This window comes from Halomonas sp. Bachu 37, from assembly GCF_039691755.1.
Classification (GTDB): Bacteria; Pseudomonadota; Gammaproteobacteria; order Pseudomonadales; family Halomonadaceae; genus Vreelandella; species Vreelandella kashgarensis.
Window position 1 is genome coordinate 3,384,319 of record NZ_CP137552.1, and the last position, 21,246, is coordinate 3,405,564.

Sequence of the window (21,246 nt, forward strand, 5' to 3'; positions counted from 1 at the left end):
GCAAAAACGGCCAACAAACTGGCGGCTTTCGCGCTGCCAAAAAGGGGCACTTAAAATGGCTACCTTTGACACATGAGCAAACTATAGCCACAACGAAACGGCTCATTGTGACACCCGAGATGCTGGAAACACGCAGCGAAACAGCGCGCCGCGCCCCGGATGGGACTCGATTTCCAGCTGGGCATCGTGGCGCAGCAGGACATGCTTGACGATGGCAAGCCCCAGACCGGTGCCGCCGGTGGCGGTGCTGCGGCCCTTGTCCACGCGATAGAAGCGCTCGGTCAGGCGGGGTATATGCACCGGGTCGATACCTTCACCGTTGTCCTCCACCTCAAGGCAGGCTCCCTTGGGGTGTCGTCGCCAACGCAGGGTGATATGGCTGCCTGCGGCGGTATAGCGCACGGCATTGAAGGCAAGATTGGAGACGGCGCTGCATATTTCCTGCTCGCTTGCCACAAGCCTGTCGCTGCATGCCTCTTCCACTTCCACCATGATGACGTGGTGGTCACCGGAAAGCGCCAGGGCGTCACGTTTCACTCCCTCCAGCAGCCGCGGCATGTCCAGGGGCTGGTGATCATTGCCACCCTGGTCGATTTCCAGGCGTGACAGCAGCAGCAGGTCGTTGACCAGGTTCTGCATGCGCAGGGTCTGCTCCTGCATTCGGGTCAATCCGCGCGCCAGGCGATCGGGTAGATGGTCGGCCAGGTCCAGGTAGGTTTCCAGGTAGCCGGCGAGTACCGTCAAGGGCGTCCGCAGTTCGTGGGAGACGTTGGCGACGAAGTCCCGACGCATCTGCTCCAGGCGGTGCAAGCGGGTGATATCCCGCGCCATGACCAGGCGTTCATCGTCACCGTAGAGGGTGATCTGGTACTGCAGGATACGGCGCTCATCCAGCGGCGCCGGCAATGTCAGCGGCTCGCGATAATCGCGGGCGTTGAAGTAGGCGACGAAGCGCGGGTCACGTAGCAGGTTGGTGATGTGCTGGCCACGGTCGTGGGCGGCTTGCAGTCCGAGCATGTCGTTGGCGGCGGAGTTCCACCACTCCAGATCGCCGTGCCGGTCGAGCATGACCACGCTATCGCGCATGGCTTCCGACGATTCCTGGATACGCGCAAGCGTTGCCCGCAAGCGGCTCTGGGTGAGGCGTTGGCTTTTCTGGTAGCGGTAGAGACGATCGAACAGCTCACCCCACATGCCGCTGGCGGCGGGCGGTTCCGTTTGAGGATGCAGGGTCAGCCACTGATAAAGCGCGCGCAGCTGGCGCAAGTGGTAGCCGAGGCACACGGCAAGCCCCGCCGCCAGCCCCAGTCCCGCCTGGGAGACGATTCCCCCGATCAAGAGCCCGGCGGTGGCAAGCCAAGCCAGTCGCCAGAGTTCTCGGCTCCACGATCGCACCTTACACCCTGGCCGAGAATCGGTAGCCCGTGCCTCGCACGGTCTGGATCAGATGCTGATGGGCTTCGCCTAGTGCCTTGCGCAAGCGGCGGATATGCACATCCACGGTGCGCTCCTCGACATACACGTTGCCGCCCCATACCTGGTCCAGCAGCTGGCTGCGCGTGTAGGCACGCTCCTGGTGGGTCATGAAGAACTGCAGCAGGCGGTACTCGGTGGGGCCCATTTCCAGTGCCTTGCCGTGGGTACTGACGCGGTGGCTCATGGGATCGAGCAGCAACCCGTCGATCTCGATGGGATCTTCCACTCCCCGGGGCGTTGTGCGGCGAAGCACCGCTTTCAGCCGCGCCACCAGCTCCCGTGGCGAAAACGGCTTGGTGATGTAGTCATCCGCTCCCGCTTCCAGGCCCTGGATCTTGTTATCCTCTTCGCCCTTGGCGGTGAGCATGATGATGGGCAACTCGGCGGTCGTTTCCTCGCGCTTGAGACGCCGCGCCAGCTCGATACCGCTGGTGCCCGGCATCATCCAGTCGAGCAGCAGCAGGTCGGGGTGATGGTCGACCACCATGGCATGGGCATCCTGGGCGTTATCCGCTTCGAGTACGCGATAGTCGGCCATCTCCAGCGCCACGGCGATCATTTCCCGGATAGGCGCTTCATCATCGACGATCAGAACGGTCTTGGCGGTCATCCCGGAGCCTCACGGTGTTCGTTGGAAAGAAATCCAGTGACAGGTCAATGACGATAACACCATGTGTTGATGACAGTTATATGACAACCGTTACAGACACCAGCCGACTCAGGCCGCTGCCGGCCACAGGCTCAAGGCGATACCGGCGAAGACCAGCAGGCCCGACCAGTGATTGTTGAGAAACGCCTGGAAGCAGCGCTCGCGCTCGCGCCCTCGAATCAGGAACTGCTGACGGACGAAGGTCGCCGCCATGGCGGCAAGGCCCAGCCAGAAGAATCCGCCCAGGGCCAGGCGTATCCCGAACCAGGCTAGCAGGCCCAGCGTCGCCAGCTGCAGCTGGCCGATGATCAGCTTGTCCGCACGGCCGAACAGCACGGCGGTGGACTTGATGCCCACCTTGAGGTCGTCGTCGCGGTCGACCATGGCGTACTGAGTATCGTAGGCCACCGTCCACACCACGTTGGCGGCGAACAGCAGCCACCCTTCGACGGGGATATGGCCGAGCACCGCGCCGAAGGCCATGGGAATCGCCCAGGAGAAGGCCATGCCGAGAAATATCTGCGGGAAATGGGTATAGCGCTTCATGAACGGGTAGATGAACGCCAGGAAGACCCCGACCAGCGACAGCATCACGGTAAACAGATTGGTGAACCACACCAGCACGAAGGCCGCCGCCACCAGGAGCAGAAACAGCCCCTTGGCCTCGTCTTCGCCGATGCGTCCGTTGGCCAGCGGTCGGTTGCGGGTGCGTTTGACGTATCCGTCGACGTGGCGATCGGCGTAATCGTTCACCACACAGCCCGCCGCCCGCATCAGGTAGACGCCGGCAACGAAGATCAGCAACACATCACGCCCGGGAATGCCCTCGGCCGCCGCCCATAGCGCCCACAGGGTCGGCCACATCAGCAGCCAGGTGCCGATGGGACGATCCAGGCGCGTCAGGTGCAGGAAATCGGGTACACGCGCCAAGCCGGAGGGGCGCAACAGGGAACGATCCATGGTTACCTCGTCAACAGAGTCATCCCCGGCGGGGAATGACGACAACCTAGAGCCTACCGCGAAGGCAAGTCGAGTTCATCCGCCATGGCGAAGAGAAAGTGCTCCTGAACCAGCAGCGCCATGCCGCGATGGCGAAATACCGAGCGGCGGCCCCAGGGACCGCGGGCATCGCTGTAGTGCGGAGCGCGTTCGGTCACTTCCAGCGGCCCTCGCTGCAAATCGGGCTGACGAAACAGCCAGCTTCCCAGCGAACGCTCGCCCAGGCGATCCAGGCGGTGGCCACGAAGCTGTGCCAATGGCGCCACCGAACGCGCCGTCACCCAGGGGACGCCATCCAGGCACAGGGCGACCTCGCGCAACCACGCATGCCGGCCCGGGGGAATGCCCAGCGCCCGGGCTTCATCGACCTGCGGTTGCCCAATACCCTGGCTCAGCAAGCGTACGCGAAAGGGCTTTTCGTCTCCCGCCGCCATCAAGCGCGCGGTCAGGGAGTCCGTCGACGCCACCCATTGCCACCAGGCGGGGCTCATGCGGGGGCGCGCAGCAGCCAGTGGCCGCCAGGCGGGCATCAAAAGGGAATGCGAGGCATGCAACACTATTCTCTCCGCGGGAAAATCGCCGGGCGGCTAGTGTAACATGGTGGTTGAACAGGTTTTTCAGGTGATTCCATGGACTCTCCCTTGGTCATTATCGGGACCGGCATGGCCGGGATCGGCTTGGCGCGCGCCATACGCAAGCAGGACACCCGGCGCCCCATCACGTTGTTCAGCAGCGACAGCGGCAGCGAATACTCCAAGCCGCTGCTGTCCACCGGCTTCGCCAAGGGGCTTGCGCCCGAAAGCCTCGCGGTGCGCCGCGCCGACGAGCTCGCCGAACAGCTGAATGTCGAGGTACTGGCACATACGCCGGTCAGTGCCATCGACCCCGACGCCCGGGAAGTGCGCTGCGCCAACGGTAGCACCACCCGTTACGGTGAGCTGGTGCTGGCGACCGGCGCCGCTCCCCGGGTGCCCTTCGCCATCGCCGACGAGGTGGCCTCACGTTTTCATACCATCAACGATCTCGATGACTATCGCCGCTTCCACGCCGCCCTGGCAAAAGCCGCCACGCCTGCTCGGGTGGCGATCATCGGCGCCGGCCTGGTGGGCTGCGAATTCGCCAACGACCTGCATGCCGGAGGGCATCGGGTCAGCCTGATCGCGCCGGAAACCGCTCCGCTGCCGCGCCTGCTGCCGCCGCCCCTGGGCCGGGCACTGGGCGAGGCATTCAGCGATGCAGGCATCTCCCTGCATCTGGGACGAACGCTTGCCAGCCAAGCCCTCGAGGGCGGCGATGTGCTGCTGCAGCTGGACAACGGCGAAGAGATCGCAGCCGATATCGTGCTCATGGCCACCGGTCTCAAGCCGCGCACGACACTGGCCGAAACCGCCGGGCTGCGCGTGGAAGAGAGCGGCATCCAGGTCGACCGCTATCTGCAAACCTCCGCTCCCCATATACACGCCCTGGGCGACGCCGCCTGCGTCGCTGGGGTCAACGCCATGTACGTGCAACCGCTGCAAGCCTGTGTCCGGGCACTTGCCGCAAGCCTGAACGGCAAGCCCACGACGATCAGTTTCGGGGCCTGGCCGGTCATGGTAAAAACCCCCTTGCTGCCCGTGGTGGCGCTGCCCCCGTTACACGAGCCCGCACGCTGGCGTATCGAAGGGGAAAGCCAGGACATAACCGCCCTGGCGGAAGACCAAGACGAACGTTTGATTGGTTTTGCGTTGACAGGAAGCTGCGTGAAACGGAAAGTGGAGCTTTCCAGAGCGGCCCCGCCGCTGCTAGGCTGATTTTCACTATATTCAGGGCTAAGCTCTTAACGCTTGGCCCCGGTTTCAAGATGCAGCCGCTGCATCACGCTCTATCCGATGGGTTCCAACCAACCAGGTACCAGCCACGTATCGCAACGTATCCGCTACCTGACTTACAAACGACGTACTATCGCAGGGAGATCCACATGCGCAAACCCGAACTCGCCGCCGCCATCGCCGAAAGTGCCGACCTATCCAAGGACAAGGCCGGCCAGGTACTCAATATCATCCTCGACGAGATCACCAATACCGTGGCCAAGGGTGACGATGTTGCCTTGATCGGTTTTGGCACCTTCACCGTGCGCGAGCGTGCCGCGCGTACCGGCAAGAACCCGCAAACCGGTGAGCCATTGCAGATTCCCGCCAGCAAGAATGTCGCTTTCAAGCCGGGCAAGGCCCTCAAGGAAGCGGTTTCCTGATGAAACTGAAGCTGACGCTGTGGCTATTGAGCGTTCTGCTCAAGCGAGCCCTGCGCCGCAAGCCTCGCTTTCGCGAGCAGCTCGAACGCATGCGAGGGCTGGACTGGGGAATCGCCACGGAAGACCTTTCCGTCGCGCGTTACTACCGGATGACGCCGAAGGCAATTACCAGCGGCAGCGGGTTGCCGGTGGATCTTGACCTAGAACTGCGTTTCGAGGACGAGGCTACCGCCTTGAAAGTCCTCAGAAAGCCCACCCAGCAGGCATTTCTCGACGGCATGATCGCCGGGAAGGTGCGCCTTGTCGGCGACTCCGCCGACATGAACAAGCTGCAGAAACTGCTCAAGTATCTGTAGTACGCTTCCTTGCCTCCATGCTCTTTTTCGAGACTGGCTCAGCGCGCCGTTCAGCGGCGCGCTGAGACCCGCTATCAATAGCGGCAGCCGGCCCCGCAATCCTCTATACTGGCACCCACGACCAAAGTCTAATAATCGCCACAAGAGCCTACATGCCGATTTCCCTGCCGCTGCGACGTCTCTGGACACTGGATAAATTCGCTTACAGCCTGCGGGTGTTCTTGGCGTTCAGCGGTGCGCTCGCTCTGAGCTGGGGGCAAGACGACATCGCGCTGGTCATCCCGTTGTTCCTGGGCATCATCGCCAGCGCGCTGTCGGAAACCGATGATAGCTGGCAGGGGCGCCTGCAAGCCTTGCTGGTCACCCTTGGCTGCTTTGCCATTGCCTCGCTCAGTGTGCAGTGGCTGTATCCCTGGCCGTGGCTGTTCGCTGCGGGCCTGGGAGCCGCCACGTTCAGCTTGATCATGCTGGGGGCGGTAGGCCAGCGCTACGCGACTATTGCGTCCGGCACATTGATCCTGGCGATCTATTCGATGATCAACATCGAGCAGCACGGTGGCGTGCCCGAACAGGGCGTCTGGCCCCTGACCCTGCTGCTGCTGAGCGGCGCTGCCTGGTACGGGCTGATTTCGGTGGTATGGTGCGCACTGTTTTCACGCCAACCGGTGAAACAGAGCATGGCGCGACTCTACAAGGCGCTGGGAGAGTACCTGATAATCAAGTCGGCCCTGTTCGAACCCTTGCGCGATGTCGATATCGAGGCGCGGCGGCTGGCACTGGCGCGCCAGAACGGCAAGGTGGTGGAAGCGCTCAACCAGGCCAAGGAGATGATCTTTCGCCGCCTGGAAGGCCAGCGCGGCAACCGCAAGCTCAACCGCTACCTGCGCATCTATTTCATCGCCCAGGATATCCACGAACGCGCCAGCTCGACCCACTATCCCTATGCCGACCTCACCGAGGCCTTTTTTCACCATGATGTGCTGTTTCGCTGTCAGCGCTTGCTCGATCAGCAAGGGCAGGCCTGTAAACGCCTGGCCAAGGCACTGCTGTTGAACCGGCCCTTCGACCATCGCCAGAGCGAACAGGCGCTCACGGACCTGCGTGCCTCGATCGACAACCTGCGCGACCAGCGGCGGCCACAGTGGCAAGCACTGCTCTACCCCCTGGAGGCCTTGGCCGACAATCTCTCGACCCTGGAAGGCCAGCTGGCCAGCGCCCACAATCCGAATGCCGGCGACTCCCGGCGCGACGACACCTTGTTCGACCGCTCCCCCGCCAGCCTGAAAGAGGTATGGGAGCGCATACGCCTCAACCTGACGCTGGGCTCACCGACCTTTCGCCACGCCTTGCGGCTGTCGCTCGCGCTGCTTGCCGGCTACGGACTGATGCAGTGGATCGATCCTCAGCAGGGGTTCTGGATACTGCTTACCACGCTGTTCGTGTGTCGCCCCAACTTCGCCGCCACCCGGCGCTTTCTCAGCCAGCGTATCAGCGGCACCGTGCTCGGCCTGGTGGCGGGATGGGCGTCGATCTCGTTGTTTCCCCATCCCCTGGCCCAGAGTCTTATTGCGGTCGCCGCCGGGGTGGCGTTTTTCGCCAACCGCGAGAAGCACTATGTGATCGCCACCGCCTCGATCACCCTGCTGGTACTGTGCAGCTTCAACCAGGTCGGCGACGGCTTCGACCTGATCCTGCCGCGCTTGCTCGATACCTTGCTGGGCTCGCTGATTGCCGGCCTGGCGGTGTTCTTCGTCCTGCCCGACTGGCAAGGACGGCAGCTCTACCGGGAAGCCGCCAAGGTGCTGACCAACCATCGCCGCTACCTGGAAGAGATCACTCACCAGTACGAAGCGGGGAAACAGGACGACCTGGCCTACCGCCTGGCGCGCCGCAACGCCCACAATGCCGACGCGGCGCTCTCCACCCTGCTGACCAACATGCTGCACGAACCGGGGCACTACCGGAAGCACGATGCCGACGACGGCCTGCGCTTTTTGGTGCTTTCCCATACCCTGCTCAGCCATCTTTCCGCGTTGGGCGCCCACCGCCAACGCCTGGCGGAGGATGAAGACGACGCCGCCCTCGTGCCGGTGGCGAAACGCATCGGAGAAACACTGGGATACCTCGCGGAATGCCTGGATAGGCGCCAGCCGGTGGCGACGTTGGCGGATCGCACCGCCGAGCTGCTCGCCCGCCTGGAGGAGACAGACAGCGCGACGGCGGAGGAGCAGGCCATCGCGCCGTACCGCCCTATCCAGAGCCAGCTACGCCTGATCGCGGAGCAGCTGGCACCGCTGGGCGCAGCCGCCAACCGATTGGTCACGAGTCCCGATGATTCCGCCAACGCGCCGGTGACCGGCTGATCCGCCGTGCCGAACCGTCAGACCTGACCGTAGCGTCCCGCCTCCTCGCCCAGCCAGCGGCGGATCAAAGTCGGCGCCGCCTCGGGGGCCTGCTCGAGCATGGCACGAGCCAGCGCCGACACCTGCTCGAGTAGATCGGCGTCCCGCTCCAGGTCCGCCACCTTCATCTGCGCCAGCCCGGTCTGGCGGGTCCCCAGGACTTCACCCGGCCCGCGAATCTCCAGATCCTTCTCGGCGATGCGAAACCCATCGGTGGTTTCGCGCATGACACCCAGGCGTTGCCGCGAGCCGGCACTCAATGGGGGATGATAGAGCAACACGCAGAAGCTCTCGGTGTCCCCCCGCCCCACCCGGCCGCGGAGCTGGTGAAGCTGCGAAAGCCCCAGGCGTTCGGGGTTCTCGATGATCATCAGACTGGCGTTGGGCACGTCCACGCCGACTTCGATCACCGTGGTCGCGACCAGCAGGTCCAGCTCGCCAGCCTTGAATGCCGTCATTATCTCGGCTTTCTCGGCTGATTTCATGCGCCCATGGACCAGGCCGATGGCAAGCTCGGGAAGCGCCTCGGCCAGCTCCTCGCGCGTGGCTTCCGCCGCCTGGTACTGCAACGCCTCCGACTCCTCGATCAGGGTGCATACCCAATAAGCCTGGCGGCCTTCGCGGCAGGCACGACGAATGCGCTCGACCACCTCCGGACGACGCTCGTCGGGCACGACCACGGTCTTGACCGGCGTACGCCCCGGGGGCAACTCGTCGATCACCGAGACATCCAGATCGGCGTAGGCGCTCATGGCCAGGGTGCGCGGAATCGGTGTGGCGGTCATGATCAGCTGGTGGGGCGTAAGGCCACCGGCCTGGCCTTTTTCGCGCAACGCCAGGCGCTGATGCACGCCGAAGCGGTGCTGCTCGTCGATGATCGCCAGGCCCAGGCGCTGAAAATGGACGTCCTCCTGGAACAGGGCGTGGGTGCCCACCACCATGCGCGCCCGGCCATCGGCGATTGCCGCCTTGGCGTCCAGCCGCTGCTTGCCCTTGAGCTTGCCCGACAGCCACGCCACGTCGACGCCCAGCGGCTCGAACCACGCCTTGAACGAACGATAATGCTGCTCGGCGAGAATCTCCGTGGGCGCCATGATGGCGGCCTGGCAATCCCCCGCCAACGCGGCCAGGGCGGCCATTGCCGCCACGACCGTCTTGCCGGAGCCCACGTCGCCCTGAACCAGGCGCAGCATGGGGGCCGGCCGCGAAAGATCGTGGGCGATCTCCTCCAGAACACGGCGCTGGGCACCGGTCAGGGCGAAGGGAAGCTGGGTGAGAAAGCGGGCCTGCAAGCCGCGTCCGGAAGGCAGCGGCGGGGCACCATCGGCCTGGATGCGGCGCCGAACCTCGCGCAGGCTGAGCTGATGCGCCAAGAGTTCTTCGAGCGCCAGCCGTCGAGTGGCGGGATGGCGCCCTTCGGCCAGTTGCGCCAGGTCGGTGTCCGGGGGCGGCTGATGCAAAAGATGCAGGGAATCGCCCAGTTGCGGCAAGTGGAAGCGCTCGCGCAAGGCAACGGGCAACAGCTCCGGCAGTTCCTCGGGGTGGCTTTCCAGACGCCGCAACGCCTGCTGCACCAACGCGCGCAGGCGGCTCTGGTGCAGCCCTTCCGTGGTGGGGTAGATCGGCGTGAAGTGCTCCTCCACGGCGGGTGCCGCCGCGCCCGCCAGGCGGTACTCGGGATGATAGATTTCCAGGCCGGTGGCCCCGGCACGCGCTTCGCCAAAGGCACGGATGCGCGTGCCGGGCGTGAACTGCTGCTGTTGCGCGGGAGAAAAATGAAAGAAGCGCAGGCTGAGAATGCCGGAGCCGTCACGCAGCCGCACCAGCAGGCTGCGTCGGCGCCCCTTGACGATATCGCAGGCCATGACATCGCCCTCGACCACCGCCTCTTGACCGGCCCGCAGGCCGCCCATGGGCGTCAACCGGGTGCGGTCCTGATAACGCAGCGGCAGGTGAAACAGCAGGTCGGCCACGGTATCCAGCCGCAGTCGCGCCAGTTTCAGCGCCAGCGCCTCCCCCACGCCCTTGAGCGACGTCACCGGGGCCTGGAGCTCACTCATGCGCTGGCCATGGCCGGTGCCTGCCGATGCGGTTTACGGCACCGCGCGATGGCCTCGGTCAGGACGTCGATCGCCTTGGGCCGGGGGAAGCTGGCGCGCCAGGCGACGGCCACCGTGCGCGAGGGGGCCGGGTCGGCAAACGGGCGGCTCACCAGCATGCCGCTTTCGTAGGAGCTGGTGCCGATCGCCGACTGCGGCAATACCGTGATGCCCAGGCGAGAAGCCACCATATGACGAATGGTTTCCAGCGACCCGCCCTCGGCGATCAAGGTATTGTGCGGGCTGTTGAGCTTCTGGCCGATGGCCGGGCAGGCTTCGAGAATCTGGTCGCGAAAGCAGTGACCCTCGCCCAGCAGCAACAGCCGCTCCTCCAGAAGATCCTCCTTGGAAATGCTCTCTCGCTCCACCCAGCGGTGATTGGCCGGCATGAGTACCTCGAATGTCTCGTCGTAGATCGGCTTGGTCACCACGTCGGTTTCGGTAAAAGGCAAGGCGATGATGATGGCGTCCAGTTCGCCGTTTCTCAGCTTGCGTCGCAGGTGTCCGGTCATGCCCTCTTCGATATACAGCGGCATTTGCGGGGCGGCATCGGCCAGCTCCGGTATCAGGTCGGGAAACAGGTAAGGGCCGATGGTATAGATCGCGCCGATACGCAACGGATTGGCCAGTTGATCCCTGCCGGCACTGGCCATTTCATAGATCAGGCTGCTCTGTTCCAGCACACGCTGCGCCTGGGCCACGACTCTCTCGCCCAACGGGGTGACCTGCACCGTGGCCTTGGAGCGTTCGAACAGAGGCGTGCCCAGTTCCTCCTCGAGCTTCTTGACCGCCACCGACAAGGTGGGCTGGGACACATGGCAGCGTTCCGCCGCTCGCCCGAAATGGCGCTCCTGAGCGAGGGTTACGATATAGCGGAGTTCTGTTAGAGTCATAATAGTGCCAACGGGCATCCTCTCGTAGCAATCACCGGGAAATGACAGATCAAGTCTGGTTGGACAAGACGTCCGATAGAGACTTTGTATCTGATAGGGAATATTTATCAAGGGGAGTGAGCAAGGTGAAGCCAACTATATTGATCATCGGTTGCGGTGATATCGGTATTACCCTGGGAAAACAGCTGCTCGACCAGGGGTACCATGTCATCGGAGCGCGCCGCAACGCCAAGGCGTTGAAAGGCACCGGCATCAAGGCGTTGTCCGTGGATCTGGATACGCTGGATAGTGAGGATGCCACGGCATTGCCGCAGGCCGACTATGTCGTCTACAGCGTAAGCGCCGACCGCTTCGAAGAGAGCGCCTATCAACGCGCCTATCCCGAAGGCTTGAAACGCGTACTGGGTGTCATGCGCCAGCATGCCAAGCCTCCCAAACGGGTCTTCTTCGTCTCCTCCACCAGCGTCTATGGTCAGCAGGAAGGTGAAGTGGTCAACGAGGACAGCCCCACCGAGCCCAGCAGTTTTTCCGGCACCTTGATGTGCGAGGCCGAACAGGCCTTGATCGATCATGAGCTACCGGGGACGGTGCTGCGTTTTTCGGGTATCTACGGCCCCGGGCGCGATCGCCTGATTCGTCAGGTGGCGGAGGGCCGCGTCGCCGCCGTCACGCCGCTACTCTACTCCAACCGCATTCATCGCGATGACTGCGTGGGGATCATTGCCCACCTGATTGCCTGCGACAAGAACGGAGACGCGCTGGAGCCGCTCTACCTGGCCAGCGACTGCGAGCCCGTGTCGATGCATAGCGTCATGACCTGGCTTGCCGAACAGCTCAAGGTCGAGGTGACCGATACCATGCAGTCGCCGCTGCGCCGTCGTGCCAGCAAACGTTGCGACAATACGCGCATCCGCGAAACCGGGTATCAGTTCCTGTACCCCACCTATCGCGAAGGGTATCGGCAAGTCATCAAGGAAGGCGGCTATCTGCTGCAAAAGGTGTAAATCCGAGCTCCTGCAGAAAGCGTGAGACGTAGCCAACGAATCAACGAAGCCCGTACTCTACAAAGCCAAAAGCCCTGCCGTTTGATACGACAGGGCTTTTTTTGGTTCTTCGCAGACTGGCGTGAAATCTGTCAGTCGCCAATGATCATCACGGCTTCCGCTTCCACCTGGCTCGCCTTGGGCAGAGCCTTGACACCGACGGCAGCGCGCGCCGGGAACGGGGCGGTGAAGAACTCCTCCATCACCCGGTTGACGATGGCAAAGTTGTCCAGGTCCACCAGGTACAGGTTGAGCTTGACGATATCGCTCAACGAGCCCGCCGCTTCTTCGCAGACCGCCTGCATGTTGCGGAAGACCTGGCGTGCCTGGGCTTCGAAATCCTCGGACACGATCGTCATGCTGGCCGGGTCAAGCGGAATCTGACCGGAGAGATACACCGTATTGCCGGCCTTGACCGCCTGGGAATAGGGCCCGATGGCCGCCGGGGCTTTTTCCGTATTGATTACGGCCTTGTTGCTCATGATGGCTCCTTGAAGAAGACGCTTAAGAAAAGGGAATGGATATAAACAGAATCAACGAACGCTCAATTGCCGACCCGCGTGATCTTACCCACGTTGGGCAGGTTGCGGATGCGCTTGATCAAGCGCGCCAGGTGGATACGCCCGCGTACCGCCAGGGTCAGGTGAACGATGGAGAGCCGTGCATCGCGCTCTTCGATGCCGATACGCTCGATATTGGCGTCGGCATCGGTCACCAGGCCGGCAAGCTCGGCGACCAGGCCCCGCCGGCTCTCGAATTCGATACGCAGTGCTACCGGGAAGTCTTCCTGGATATCCTCCGACCACTCCAGAGCAAACAGCTTGTCGGGATCGTTTCTGTGTTCCGCCAGGTTGCGGCACTCCGCCCGGTGTACCACGATCCCCTTGCCGACCGACAGATGCCCCACCACTGGATCGCCGGGTAGCGGGTGGCAGCAGCGCGCGAACTTGGTCACCATTCCTTCGCTGCCGGTAATCATCACCGGGCGCTGGCGTTCCGGCGCTTCATCGCCTTGCCGTTCGGCCTTGTCGTCGTCATCCATGTCCACCAGGCGGCGGGCGACGACATGGGCCAGGCGCGTTCCCAGGCCGATGGACTCCAGAAGCGTCTCCTGGGACTGCTCCAGCTCGGCCAGCACACTCTCCAGCACGCTGTCGTTCAGTTCCTCGAGGCTGGTGGAAAACTCCGCCAGCGCCTTGTTGAGCAGGCGCCGACCCAATTGCACGGCTTCCGCTTGCTGCTGGTGCTTGAGCGCATGACGAATCGCCGAGCGCGCCTTGGCGGTGGCGACGAAATTGAGCCAGGCGAGATTGGGACGCGCCCCCGGCGCGGTAATGATCTCCAGGGTCTGACCGCTCTCCAGGCGCGTTGAGAGCGGCGCCAGCTGGCGGTCGATGCGGCAGGCGATGCAGTTGTTGCCGATATCGGTGTGTACGGTGTAGGCGAAGTCGATCACCGTGGCGCCCTGGGGCAACTCCATGATGTCGCCCTTGGGGGTGAAGACATAGATGTCGTCGGGGAACAGGTCGCTCTTGACGTTCTCGATGAACTCCAGCGAATCCCCGGCGTGGCGCTGCATTTCCAGCAACCCCTTGACCCAGGCCCGCGCCCGGGCATGGCTGCCTTCGGCAATCGGGTGCGTGGTCTGGCCGGCCTTGTAGAGCCAATGGGCGGCAATGCCGTTGTTGGCCATGGCTTCCATCTCGCGGGTACGTATCTGCACTTCGATGGGCATGCCCCGCGAGCCGAACAGCGTGGTATGCAAGCTCTGGTAGCCGTTGGCCTTGGGAATGGCGATGTAGTCCTTGAAGCGTCCCGGCACCGGCTTGTAGAGATTGTGCACGATCCCGAGGATGCGATAGCAGCTGGCCACGTCCTCGGTGATGATGCGAAAACCGAACACATCCATGATCTCGGCGAACGGCTTGCGCTGGTCGCGCATCTTCTTGTAGATCGACAGCAGGTGCTTCTGGCGGCCGATAACGGTGCCGTTCAGGCCTTCATCGTCCAGACTCTTCTGCAGCGTGCTCTGCACTTCGCGAATGGCGCTGCGCCGATGGCCGCGGGCGCTGGAAACCGCTCGCTTGATACGTTCGGAGCGCATCGGGTGGATGGCCTGGAAGGAGAGATCCTCCAGCTCCACGCGAATGGTATTGATCCCCAGGCGACCGGCCACGCGGGCGTAGATTTCCAGCGTCTCGCGGGCGATGCGGCGCTTCTTTTCCGGGCGCAGCGCACCGAGGGTGCGCATGTTGTGCAGGCGGTCGGCGAGCTTGACGATGATCACGCGGATGTCCCGCGACATCGCCAGCACCATCTTCTGGAAATTCTCCGCCTGGGCGACGGCCTTGTCCTCGAAGGCGATCTGGGTCAGCTTGGAGACGCCATCGACCAGTTCCGCCACCGGCTTGCCGAACTGCTCGGCGAGGGCCTCCTTGGAGACGCCGGTGTCCTCGATCACGTCGTGCAGCATGGCCGCCATCAGGCTCTGATGGTCCATGTGCATGTTGGCCAGGATATTGGCTACCGCCAGCGGGTGGGTGACGTAGGGTTCGCCCGAACGCCGCCGCTGGCCATCATGAGCCTGTTCCGCATAGTAGAAGGCGCGCTTGACCTGCTGGATCTCGTCCTGGGGAAGATAGCCGCCAAGCCGGTCGGCCAGGTCATCGATGGTAAACATTCACGCGCCCCCAGCCTGGTGGTTACTCGTCGATCTGGACGCTGGGCGCCAGGGCCGGGCGGGGACGGACCGGTGCCTCGACGGGCTCGTCCAGTACCGTGTGGTCCACCATGCCCGCGGCGATCTCGCGCAGAGCCATGACGGTGGGCTTGTCGTTTTCCCAGGGAAGGTGGGCATCCCGTGAGCCGCGCGCCAGCTGGCGGGCGCGCTGGGTGGAGATCATCACCAGCTTGAAGCGGTTTTCGACATTCTCGAGACAATCTTCGACGGTAACGCGTGCCATGGGCAATGTTCCTGTAACGATGGAGCTGAAATGACGGAACCGGGCCGGCGTGAAGCCGACCCGGCAAGAATAGGGTAGTGGATCGTCTAGATTACTCGACGCCGGGCTCACGTGACAAGAGCGCCGCCAGCAACGGGGCGTGGCGATGCTGCATGTTGTGCCGTGTCAGACGACGACTGATGACCAGTGCCTGCAGTTCTTCCAGCGCCGTGGTGAAGTCATCATTGATCACCAGGTAGTCGTACTCCGCATAATGCGACATCTCGCTGACGGCTTCCTGCATGCGCTTGGCAATCACCGCATGCTCGTCGGTGCCACGCCCGGCCAGACGGCGTTCCAGCTCCTCGCGGGAAGGCGGCAGGATGAAGATCGACACGGCCTCCGGCATCTGTTCGCGGACCTGACGCGCGCCCTGCCAGTCGATTTCCAGGATGACGTCCTGGCCTACATCTAGAATAGTTTGGACACTACGCCGCGACGTACCGTAATAGTTGCCGAATACGCAGGCATGTTCGAAGAATTCACCGCGTTCGATCATCGCCTCGAAAGTGGCCGGGTCGGTAAAGTGGTAATTGACCCCGTCCACCTCGCCTTCCCGCTGTGCCCGGGTGGTGTGCGAGACCGACACCTGAATGCCGTCGAGACTTTCAATCAGTTCACGCACCAGGCTGGTCTTGCCGGCGCCCGAGGGGGCGGAAATGATGAAAAGCGTACCTTGGGACATGAAGCGCTTCCCTGATTGCCAAATAAGGGGAAAGATGGAGCGCCGGTCGAACGGCGGCTGGAAAGCGCGATTATGCCACATATCACCCTCGGGGCTGTAGGATTTCCCCCCGTTCAACTCAACCACTCCATCAGGTGTGCCTGCATGCGCAGTGTCATTGTTTTCCTGCTGATTATCGCCATCGGCATCACGTACCAGAAAGGCTGGTGGGAGATTCCGCGCCAATGGGTACCGTGGCAGCCCCTGCATGTGGATGACCCGCTCACACTGGTGACCCAATGGAAGCTAAAGCGCCTATCCGATGACAGGCAAGCATGCCTGGCGGCGCTGGCTACCACCCCGGAAAACGCGCTTAGCTATACGCCGCTGGCCGACCACTCGCCGGTGGAAGCCTGCCCGCTGGAAAACGTGGTGCGCGTCCACTCCACCAGCGTCAGTTTCAATCAGAGTTTCATCGCCAGTTGCCCGCTGGCGCTGGCCTGGGTGATGTTCGAGCGCCACCATCTGCAGCCGACAGCCGAACGGCTGTTCGACACGCGAGTGAGCCGGGTCGAACACGCCGGCAGCTTCGCCTGCCGCAATGTCTACGGACGCGAAACCGGACGACGTAGCGAGCACGCCACGGCCGAGGCGCTGGATGTCACGGGATGCCGTTTAGACCAAGGCCAGCATATAACCCTGCTACGGGATTGGAATGAGACGGGAGAGAAAGGGGAATACCTGCAGCAGTTGCGCGACGATGCCTGTACGACATTCGGCAACGTACTGGGGCCGGAGTACAACGCCGCGCACGCTGATCATTTTCATCTCGGCATGCGCGGCTACCGCTTGTGCCGCTAATGTCAGTCCAGGCTGACATCATCTTCATCGGTTGCCGCCCCGGTAGCAGCCCCAGCACCGGCACCGATGGCCGCGCCTTGTCCAACATTACCGCCCGTCGCCGCTGCCGCACCCGCACCGACGGCCGCGCCCACGCCAGCACCGCTTGCCGCCCGCTCACCGGTACTAGTTCCGCAGCCCGCCAGGCCGAGGGTGAGTGCGACGATCGCCCCGAGGGCTACAATACGTGTGGTTTTCACAATAGGCATGGTCATCTCCTTATGGGTTTGCTCCCCTTACACCCTAGAAGACTCTCACTACTTTTCCAGTTAACGCACACTGTTCGCCTCTCGGCCAGCCGAGCGGTCGACCCCCTCCAGGCCTGCGTTTCTAGTTCAAGTACGCCTTTCCAGCCAGCGCCCCAGCGCAAAGATCGCCAGGCCGCACAGGCCCAGCCCGGCGCCCACCAGGCCGGTACTCGACCACACGAATCCCATCTCGATGGCGATACCCGCAAGCCAGGCGCCCAGGGCATTGGCGCCATTGAACGCGGCATGGTTGAGCGACGCCGCCATTGTCTGGGCATCCTCGGCGACGTCCATCAACCGGGTCTGCAACGAAGGGGCCAGCGCCATGCTGGTCCCCACCAGACCGACGAACAACAACCCCGTCCAGACGTTATTGGCGGCAAAGTAGAAAAGTCCCTGGATGGTGACACACCACAGCAGGATCATCGGGATTGCCCGCATCAGGTTTCTATCGGCGGCGCGTCCCCCCACCATGTTGCCCACTATCGAACCCAGCCCGAACACCACCAGCACCAACGGTCCCAGCGCTTCGCTCATCCCCGCCTGCCGGGTCAATGTCGGCATCACATAGCTGAAGATGGCGAACATTCCGCCGCAGCCGATACAGGCAATGGCGATCGTCACCAGGACACGCTGCTTGAGTAGTGCCGACAGTTCGCGCAGCGGGCTGGCCAAGGGGTCGAACGGTTGCACCGGCACCCACAGGCGAATCAGCAAGGCGGTGAGAAGCGCAATCGCGCCCACGCCGATGAACGCCACCTGCCACCCCAGCTGGTTGCCCGCCCAGGTGCCCAGTGGCGCGCCAATCAGGATCGCTACGGTCAATCCCAGCATCACGCGGGCGATCGCGCGGGCTCGCTGGTCGATGGGCACCGCGCCCGCCGCCACCAGGGCGGCGATGCCAAAATAGGCTCCATGGGGCAGGCCGGCAAGAAACCGCAAGCCCACGAAGGACCAGAATCCCGGCGCGAAGGCACTGGCGATATTGCCCAGGGCAAACACCAGCATCAGCACGATCAACAAGGCCCGCCTGGGCGCCCGAGCCGCCAATGCCGAAATCAGCGGCGCCCCTACTACGACACCCAAGGCATAGCTACTGATCGAATACCCCACCTGGGGCACCGACACCGACAGATCCGACGCCACCCGATTCATCAGTCCCATGATCACGAATTCGGTGGTGCCGATGCCGAAGCCGCCCAAGGCCAGGGCGAACTCGGCCAGGCGCGGGTTACGCGCCAGTCCGCCAGACGATGTGGATGTCGTATCCTGCATGTAGCTCTCCCTTCGGCATGGCAATGCCCGGTGACATGACACTGCCGTCGCCTGAACAAAGCCGGAAATGATCGCAGGATTAGACGAAAGTGGAAACACGTGCGCCGCGACAACCCTCGAAACGCTAGGCTAAGGACAACGCACTCGCGCTTTTCTTGATTGCATCTCTATAGGCAGGATTATTGATGAACGCATCGAATATCGAACGCGGCATGCAGACTCTAATACTCGCCGACCCGGACATCGCCCGCGCCTACCCGCTGGTCGGGGCGCCCTCCCCTCGCCAGCGCGACCCGGGTTTCGCGACATTCTTCTCGACCATCGTCAGCCAGCAGATATCCACCGAAGCCGCCCGCGCCATCATGGGCCGCGTCAATGCGCTACTGCCGGAACTGCACGCCAAGGCGGTGATGGGCGTGGAAGGACAAGCCTTGCGTGATGCAGGGTTGTCCTGGCGCAAGATCGAATACGCCCAAGGGCTTGCCGAAGCCGAGCTCGCCGGCACCTTCAGCGCAGATGGGCTCGAGCAGCTCAGTGATGACGAAGCCATTGCCGCGATTACCCAGCTGCGCGGCTTCGGCCGCTGGAGCGCGGAGATCTATCTGATGTTCTCGCTCAAGCGCCCCGACGTCTTCCCCGCCGACGATCTCGCCCTGCGCGTGGCGCTTGGCCGCCTGAAAGGCATGGAGACCAAACCCACGCCCAAGCAGGCGCGCCAACTGGTGGAGCACTGGTCGCCCTGGCGCAGCGTGGGATCGCTGTTTCTATGGCACTACTATCGTGGCGAACCGGTGTAGGGATTAAATTAATATGTAGCGATTAGACGTCGAGCCCACCAAATCGGCCATGCTGATAATCTTCTATCGCCTGCACGATCTCTTGCCGGCTGTTCATCACAAACGGGCCGTGAGACACCATCGGTTCATCGATTACATCGCCGTGGCCAAACAGCAGGCGCGCATCGCTACCGGCTTCGATCACCAGACGCTCACCGTCGCGGTCGACTTCGATCAGATGGTGGGCCTTGACGGGCTCGCCACCGACCGTGACATCACCCTCCACCACATAGAGAAATACCTGCCGTCCTGGCGCGACGGGCAACTGTTCGTGCGTGCCGGCGGGCAGCCTCAGCGTCGACATGAAAACACCCGTCAACGTCTCGATGGGGCCAGCGTGTTCTTGCCACTCGCCGGCGATCAGGTTCAGCTCGCCACCGCCCGGCAGCGCAATGGCGGGAATGGACTCCTGCTGCAGCCCCACGTAGCGCGGCTCGCTCATCTTCAGGCGCGCCGGCAGGTTGACCCACAGCTGCAGGATCTCCAGCGGGCCGCCATCGCGCAGGAAATCAGGCGATGAAACTTCCGCATGCACGATACCGCTGCCCGCCGTCATCCACTGCACGCCACCGGCGTGAATCACGCTCTGATGCTTGGCGCTATCCGCATGGGCCAGCGATCCTTGCAGAATGAAGGTCACCGTCTCGAAGCCCCGATGCGGGTGCGGGCCAAAGGGCAGCCCCTGGTTATTGGGGGGATAGACCTGCGGGCCGTGGTGGTTCAAGAACAGAAACGGGTCGAGCTGATCGAGCCCTGGCCCCGGCAATGGCCGCCGCGTGACCAGGTCGCCGATATCATCGCGCCGTGCCGGGTGCAGGGCGATGACTCGACGCACTGCCTGAGAAGAATTAGCTGAAGACATGACGCGCTCCTTAACAAATATCGCCCAGCGTAAAACCTGCACCGAGAGATGAGGAGCGAATAATTTTCCCCGGTTCGTTGAAGGAAATTGGCAGAAGCCCGTCTAGCGCCATAAAGGCCGAGACTTCCACTCGTCTTGCTCAGAACTCCGTCACTACCGTCACTCCCGCCCCCTCGAACTTGTCCATGTTCATCAGCGCGCCGATCGACTGTTCCAGCGTGATCCGCCGGCCGATCAGCCGCTCGGGCGAGAGCTTGCCAGACTCGATCAACGCCAGCATGGCGTCATAACGATGCGCCTGCATGCCATGGCTGCCCAGTATTTCCAGTTCGTCGGCAATCACCTTGCTCATGGGGATGGCAGGCGTACTGTGATCCGCCAGCATCAACCCCACCTGCACGTGCCTGCCGCGCTTGCGCAGGTTGCTGATGGAATTGAAGCAGGTGGTGGGGTGCCCCAGCGCATCGAGCGACACATGGGCACCGCCGCACGTGATTTCTATTACGGCTTCAGCCACGTTGGCTACGTTCGCTGCATTCACGGTGGCCACCGCGCCCACTTGGCGGGCCAAATGCAGCGCCTCTTCGGAAATATCGACAGCTACTACATTGGCGCCCACGGCGTTGGCTATCATCACCGCCGACAACCCCACCCCGCCGCAGCCGTGAACGGCTACCCACTGGCCCGCCGCCGTTCTGCCCTGATCCACCACCGCCCGAAAGGAGGTCACGAAACGGCAGCCCAGACTCGCAGCGGTAGCAAAATCGAGCGTCTCCGGCAGCGCGACCAGATTCACGTCGGCGTAATGGATACCCACATACTCGGCAAAGGAACCCCAGTGGGTAAAGCCCGGCTGGAATTGACTTTCGCACACCTGCTGATTGCCGGAGTGGCACTCGGGGCAGGCGCCGCACCCGCCCACGAACGGCACCGTCACCCGGTCGCCAACACGCCACTGTTTAACGTCTTTGCCTACGGCCTCGACAACACCAGCCAGCTCATGGCCCGGCACATGGGGAAGCCGGATACCCGGATCATGGCCCATCCAGCCGTGCCAGTCGCTGCGGCATACACCGTTGGCCATCACCTTCACCACGACACCGTGAGTTTCTGGGGCAGGATCAGGCAACTTCTGAATGCTTGGCGGGGCGGAAAAGTTTTCGAAAACAACGGCTTTCATTCGTGGCTCCCTACGCTTTTTTTCTTATTCTACCGATTCCGGAGTGGCTGGGGTTTAAGAGGGCCTTTAAATCCAGCACGGCTACGCATCATGTATACCCATGTTCGATGGACAGCATGCTGGAAGCAC

21 protein-coding genes are annotated in these 21,246 nt (G+C 62.9%); 7 read left to right on the forward strand and 14 right to left on the reverse strand.

Annotation, left to right across the window (positions count from 1 at the left end):
- Positions 1-102: 102 nt before the first annotated feature.
- From phoR to R5M92_RS15640, 4 genes are all read right to left on the reverse strand, one after another.
- A complete protein-coding gene (gene phoR, locus R5M92_RS15625) occupies positions 103-1,395 on the reverse strand; it encodes a phosphate regulon sensor histidine kinase PhoR (RefSeq protein WP_346796888.1) in 1,293 nt (430 codons plus the stop codon).
- A 1-nt stretch (position 1,396) separates the two neighbouring features.
- Positions 1,397-2,086, reverse strand: coding sequence for a phosphate regulon transcriptional regulator PhoB (phoB, locus tag R5M92_RS15630; RefSeq protein ID WP_346796889.1), 690 nt, complete (start codon positions 2,084-2,086; stop codon positions 1,397-1,399).
- 108 nt (positions 2,087-2,194) lie between these two features.
- Entirely contained in the window at positions 2,195-3,085 is an 891-nt protein-coding gene (gene ubiA, locus R5M92_RS15635; RefSeq protein WP_346796890.1) for a 4-hydroxybenzoate octaprenyltransferase, read from the reverse strand.
- 53 nt (positions 3,086-3,138) lie between these two features.
- A complete protein-coding gene (locus R5M92_RS15640; RefSeq protein WP_346799406.1) occupies positions 3,139-3,654 on the reverse strand; it encodes a chorismate--pyruvate lyase family protein in 516 nt (171 codons plus the stop codon).
- A 99-nt stretch (positions 3,655-3,753) separates the two neighbouring features.
- On the opposite strand from R5M92_RS15640, the gene R5M92_RS15645 reads away from it, so the two are divergent.
- The 4 genes from R5M92_RS15645 (at position 3,754) to yccS (ending at position 8,076) form a co-directional block, all read left to right on the forward strand.
- Complete coding sequence (locus R5M92_RS15645; RefSeq protein ID WP_346796891.1) at positions 3,754-4,917, forward strand: FAD-dependent oxidoreductase; 1,164 nt, start codon at positions 3,754-3,756, stop codon at positions 4,915-4,917.
- Positions 4,918-5,084: 167 nt separating this feature from the next.
- Positions 5,085-5,357 carry an HU family DNA-binding protein gene (locus R5M92_RS15650; RefSeq protein WP_346796892.1) on the forward strand — a complete coding sequence of 91 codons (273 nt, stop codon included), beginning with the start codon at positions 5,085-5,087 and terminating at the stop codon, positions 5,355-5,357.
- A complete protein-coding gene (locus R5M92_RS15655; RefSeq protein WP_346796893.1) occupies positions 5,357-5,713 on the forward strand; it encodes a hypothetical protein in 357 nt (118 codons plus the stop codon). The genes R5M92_RS15650 and R5M92_RS15655 overlap by 1 nt, the downstream gene beginning before the upstream one ends.
- A gap of 152 nt (positions 5,714-5,865) precedes the next feature.
- Positions 5,866-8,076, forward strand: coding sequence for a YccS family putative transporter (yccS, locus tag R5M92_RS15660; protein ID WP_346796894.1), 2,211 nt, complete (start codon positions 5,866-5,868; stop codon positions 8,074-8,076).
- A 17-nt stretch (positions 8,077-8,093) separates the two neighbouring features.
- Here yccS and recG read toward each other — a convergent pair whose 3' ends face one another.
- On the reverse strand, positions 8,094-10,175 hold the full coding sequence (gene recG / locus R5M92_RS15665; protein WP_346796895.1) for an ATP-dependent DNA helicase RecG: 2,082 nt from the start codon (positions 10,173-10,175) through the stop codon (positions 8,094-8,096).
- Positions 10,172-11,107, reverse strand: coding sequence for a hydrogen peroxide-inducible genes activator (locus R5M92_RS15670; protein WP_346796896.1), 936 nt, complete (start codon positions 11,105-11,107; stop codon positions 10,172-10,174). Before R5M92_RS15670 ends, recG begins: the two co-directional genes overlap by 4 nt.
- A 125-nt stretch (positions 11,108-11,232) precedes the next feature.
- Here R5M92_RS15670 and R5M92_RS15675 point away from each other — a divergent pair, with 125 nt between their 5' ends.
- Positions 11,233-12,111, forward strand: a complete 879-nt coding sequence (locus R5M92_RS15675; RefSeq protein ID WP_346796897.1) for an SDR family oxidoreductase — start codon at positions 11,233-11,235, stop codon at positions 12,109-12,111.
- A gap of 131 nt (positions 12,112-12,242) precedes the next feature.
- Here the strand turns inward: R5M92_RS15675 and R5M92_RS15680 are convergent, their stop codons facing one another.
- The 4 genes from R5M92_RS15680 to gmk form a co-directional block, all read right to left on the reverse strand.
- Positions 12,243-12,632: a RidA family protein gene (locus tag R5M92_RS15680; protein ID WP_346796898.1), complete on the reverse strand. Its 390-nt coding sequence runs from the start codon at positions 12,630-12,632 to the stop codon at positions 12,243-12,245.
- Between the two features lie 62 nt (positions 12,633-12,694).
- The gene (locus R5M92_RS15685) at positions 12,695-14,830 is read right to left on the reverse strand and encodes a bifunctional (p)ppGpp synthetase/guanosine-3',5'-bis(diphosphate) 3'-pyrophosphohydrolase (RefSeq protein ID WP_346796899.1); all 2,136 of its coding nucleotides are present in this window, start codon (positions 14,828-14,830) and stop codon (positions 12,695-12,697) included.
- Positions 14,831-14,852: 22 nt separating this feature from the next.
- A complete protein-coding gene (rpoZ, locus tag R5M92_RS15690) occupies positions 14,853-15,113 on the reverse strand; it encodes a DNA-directed RNA polymerase subunit omega (RefSeq protein WP_346796900.1) in 261 nt (86 codons plus the stop codon).
- A 91-nt stretch (positions 15,114-15,204) separates the two neighbouring features.
- Positions 15,205-15,837, reverse strand: a complete 633-nt coding sequence (gmk, locus tag R5M92_RS15695; RefSeq protein WP_346796901.1) for a guanylate kinase — start codon at positions 15,835-15,837, stop codon at positions 15,205-15,207.
- Between the two features lie 144 nt (positions 15,838-15,981).
- Between gmk and R5M92_RS15700 the strand changes: the two genes are divergently transcribed.
- Positions 15,982-16,677: an extensin family protein gene (locus R5M92_RS15700; protein ID WP_346796902.1), complete on the forward strand. Its 696-nt coding sequence runs from the start codon at positions 15,982-15,984 to the stop codon at positions 16,675-16,677.
- Between the two features lie 2 nt (positions 16,678-16,679).
- On the opposite strand, the gene R5M92_RS15705 is transcribed toward R5M92_RS15700, so the two are convergent.
- Positions 16,680-16,925 (reverse strand): hypothetical protein, encoded by a 246-nt coding sequence (locus tag R5M92_RS15705; RefSeq protein WP_417339038.1) that lies wholly within the window; start codon positions 16,923-16,925, stop codon positions 16,680-16,682.
- Positions 16,926-17,051: 126 nt separating this feature from the next.
- Entirely contained in the window at positions 17,052-18,239 is a 1,188-nt protein-coding gene (locus R5M92_RS15710) for an MFS transporter (RefSeq protein WP_346796904.1), read from the reverse strand.
- A gap of 185 nt (positions 18,240-18,424) precedes the next feature.
- Here R5M92_RS15710 and R5M92_RS15715 point away from each other — a divergent pair, with 185 nt between their 5' ends.
- The gene (locus R5M92_RS15715; protein ID WP_346796905.1) at positions 18,425-19,036 is read left to right on the forward strand and encodes a DNA-3-methyladenine glycosylase 2 family protein; all 612 of its coding nucleotides are present in this window, start codon (positions 18,425-18,427) and stop codon (positions 19,034-19,036) included.
- A gap of 22 nt (positions 19,037-19,058) precedes the next feature.
- Here R5M92_RS15715 and R5M92_RS15720 read toward each other — a convergent pair whose 3' ends face one another.
- Complete coding sequence (locus R5M92_RS15720) at positions 19,059-19,937, reverse strand: pirin family protein (protein ID WP_346796906.1); 879 nt, start codon at positions 19,935-19,937, stop codon at positions 19,059-19,061.
- Positions 19,938-20,076: 139 nt separating this feature from the next.
- Complete coding sequence (locus R5M92_RS15725; protein ID WP_346796907.1) at positions 20,077-21,117, reverse strand: zinc-dependent alcohol dehydrogenase family protein; 1,041 nt, start codon at positions 21,115-21,117, stop codon at positions 20,077-20,079.
- Between the last annotated feature and the right edge of the window lie 129 nt (positions 21,118-21,246).

What these genes read in the sequence shown, in the direction of transcription:
- R5M92_RS15715 (WP_346796905.1), top strand. Translation starts at nt 18,425, where the DNA reads ATGAACGCATCGAATATCGAACGCGGCATGCAGACTCTAATACTCGCC.
- rpoZ (WP_346796900.1), bottom strand. Translation starts at nt 15,113, where the DNA reads ATGGCACGCGTTACCGTCGAAGATTGTCTCGAGAATGTCGAAAACCGC.
- R5M92_RS15705 (WP_417339038.1), bottom strand. Translation starts at nt 16,925, where the DNA reads ATGCCTATTGTGAAAACCACACGTATTGTAGCCCTCGGGGCGATCGTC.
- R5M92_RS15720 (WP_346796906.1), bottom strand. Translation starts at nt 19,937, where the DNA reads ATGTCTTCAGCTAATTCTTCTCAGGCAGTGCGTCGAGTCATCGCCCTG.
- R5M92_RS15710 (WP_346796904.1), bottom strand. Translation starts at nt 18,239, where the DNA reads ATGCAGGATACGACATCCACATCGTCTGGCGGACTGGCGCGTAACCCG.
- R5M92_RS15680 (WP_346796898.1), bottom strand. Translation starts at nt 12,632, where the DNA reads ATGAGCAACAAGGCCGTAATCAATACGGAAAAAGCCCCGGCGGCCATC.
- R5M92_RS15640 (WP_346799406.1), bottom strand. Translation starts at nt 3,654, where the DNA reads ATGCCCGCCTGGCGGCCACTGGCTGCTGCGCGCCCCCGCATGAGCCCC.
- R5M92_RS15685 (WP_346796899.1), bottom strand. Translation starts at nt 14,830, where the DNA reads ATGTTTACCATCGATGACCTGGCCGACCGGCTTGGCGGCTATCTTCCC.
- yccS (WP_346796894.1), top strand. Translation starts at nt 5,866, where the DNA reads ATGCCGATTTCCCTGCCGCTGCGACGTCTCTGGACACTGGATAAATTC.
- R5M92_RS15700 (WP_346796902.1), top strand. Translation starts at nt 15,982, where the DNA reads ATGCGCAGTGTCATTGTTTTCCTGCTGATTATCGCCATCGGCATCACG.
- R5M92_RS15650 (WP_346796892.1), top strand. Translation starts at nt 5,085, where the DNA reads ATGCGCAAACCCGAACTCGCCGCCGCCATCGCCGAAAGTGCCGACCTA.
- R5M92_RS15645 (WP_346796891.1), top strand. Translation starts at nt 3,754, where the DNA reads ATGGACTCTCCCTTGGTCATTATCGGGACCGGCATGGCCGGGATCGGC.
- ubiA (WP_346796890.1), bottom strand. Translation starts at nt 3,085, where the DNA reads ATGGATCGTTCCCTGTTGCGCCCCTCCGGCTTGGCGCGTGTACCCGAT.
- R5M92_RS15725 (WP_346796907.1), bottom strand. Translation starts at nt 21,117, where the DNA reads ATGAAAGCCGTTGTTTTCGAAAACTTTTCCGCCCCGCCAAGCATTCAG.
- R5M92_RS15655 (WP_346796893.1), top strand. Translation starts at nt 5,357, where the DNA reads ATGAAACTGAAGCTGACGCTGTGGCTATTGAGCGTTCTGCTCAAGCGA.
- recG (WP_346796895.1), bottom strand. Translation starts at nt 10,175, where the DNA reads ATGAGTGAGCTCCAGGCCCCGGTGACGTCGCTCAAGGGCGTGGGGGAG.
- gmk (WP_346796901.1), bottom strand. Translation starts at nt 15,837, where the DNA reads ATGTCCCAAGGTACGCTTTTCATCATTTCCGCCCCCTCGGGCGCCGGC.
- R5M92_RS15670 (WP_346796896.1), bottom strand. Translation starts at nt 11,107, where the DNA reads ATGACTCTAACAGAACTCCGCTATATCGTAACCCTCGCTCAGGAGCGC.
- phoB (WP_346796889.1), bottom strand. Translation starts at nt 2,086, where the DNA reads ATGACCGCCAAGACCGTTCTGATCGTCGATGATGAAGCGCCTATCCGG.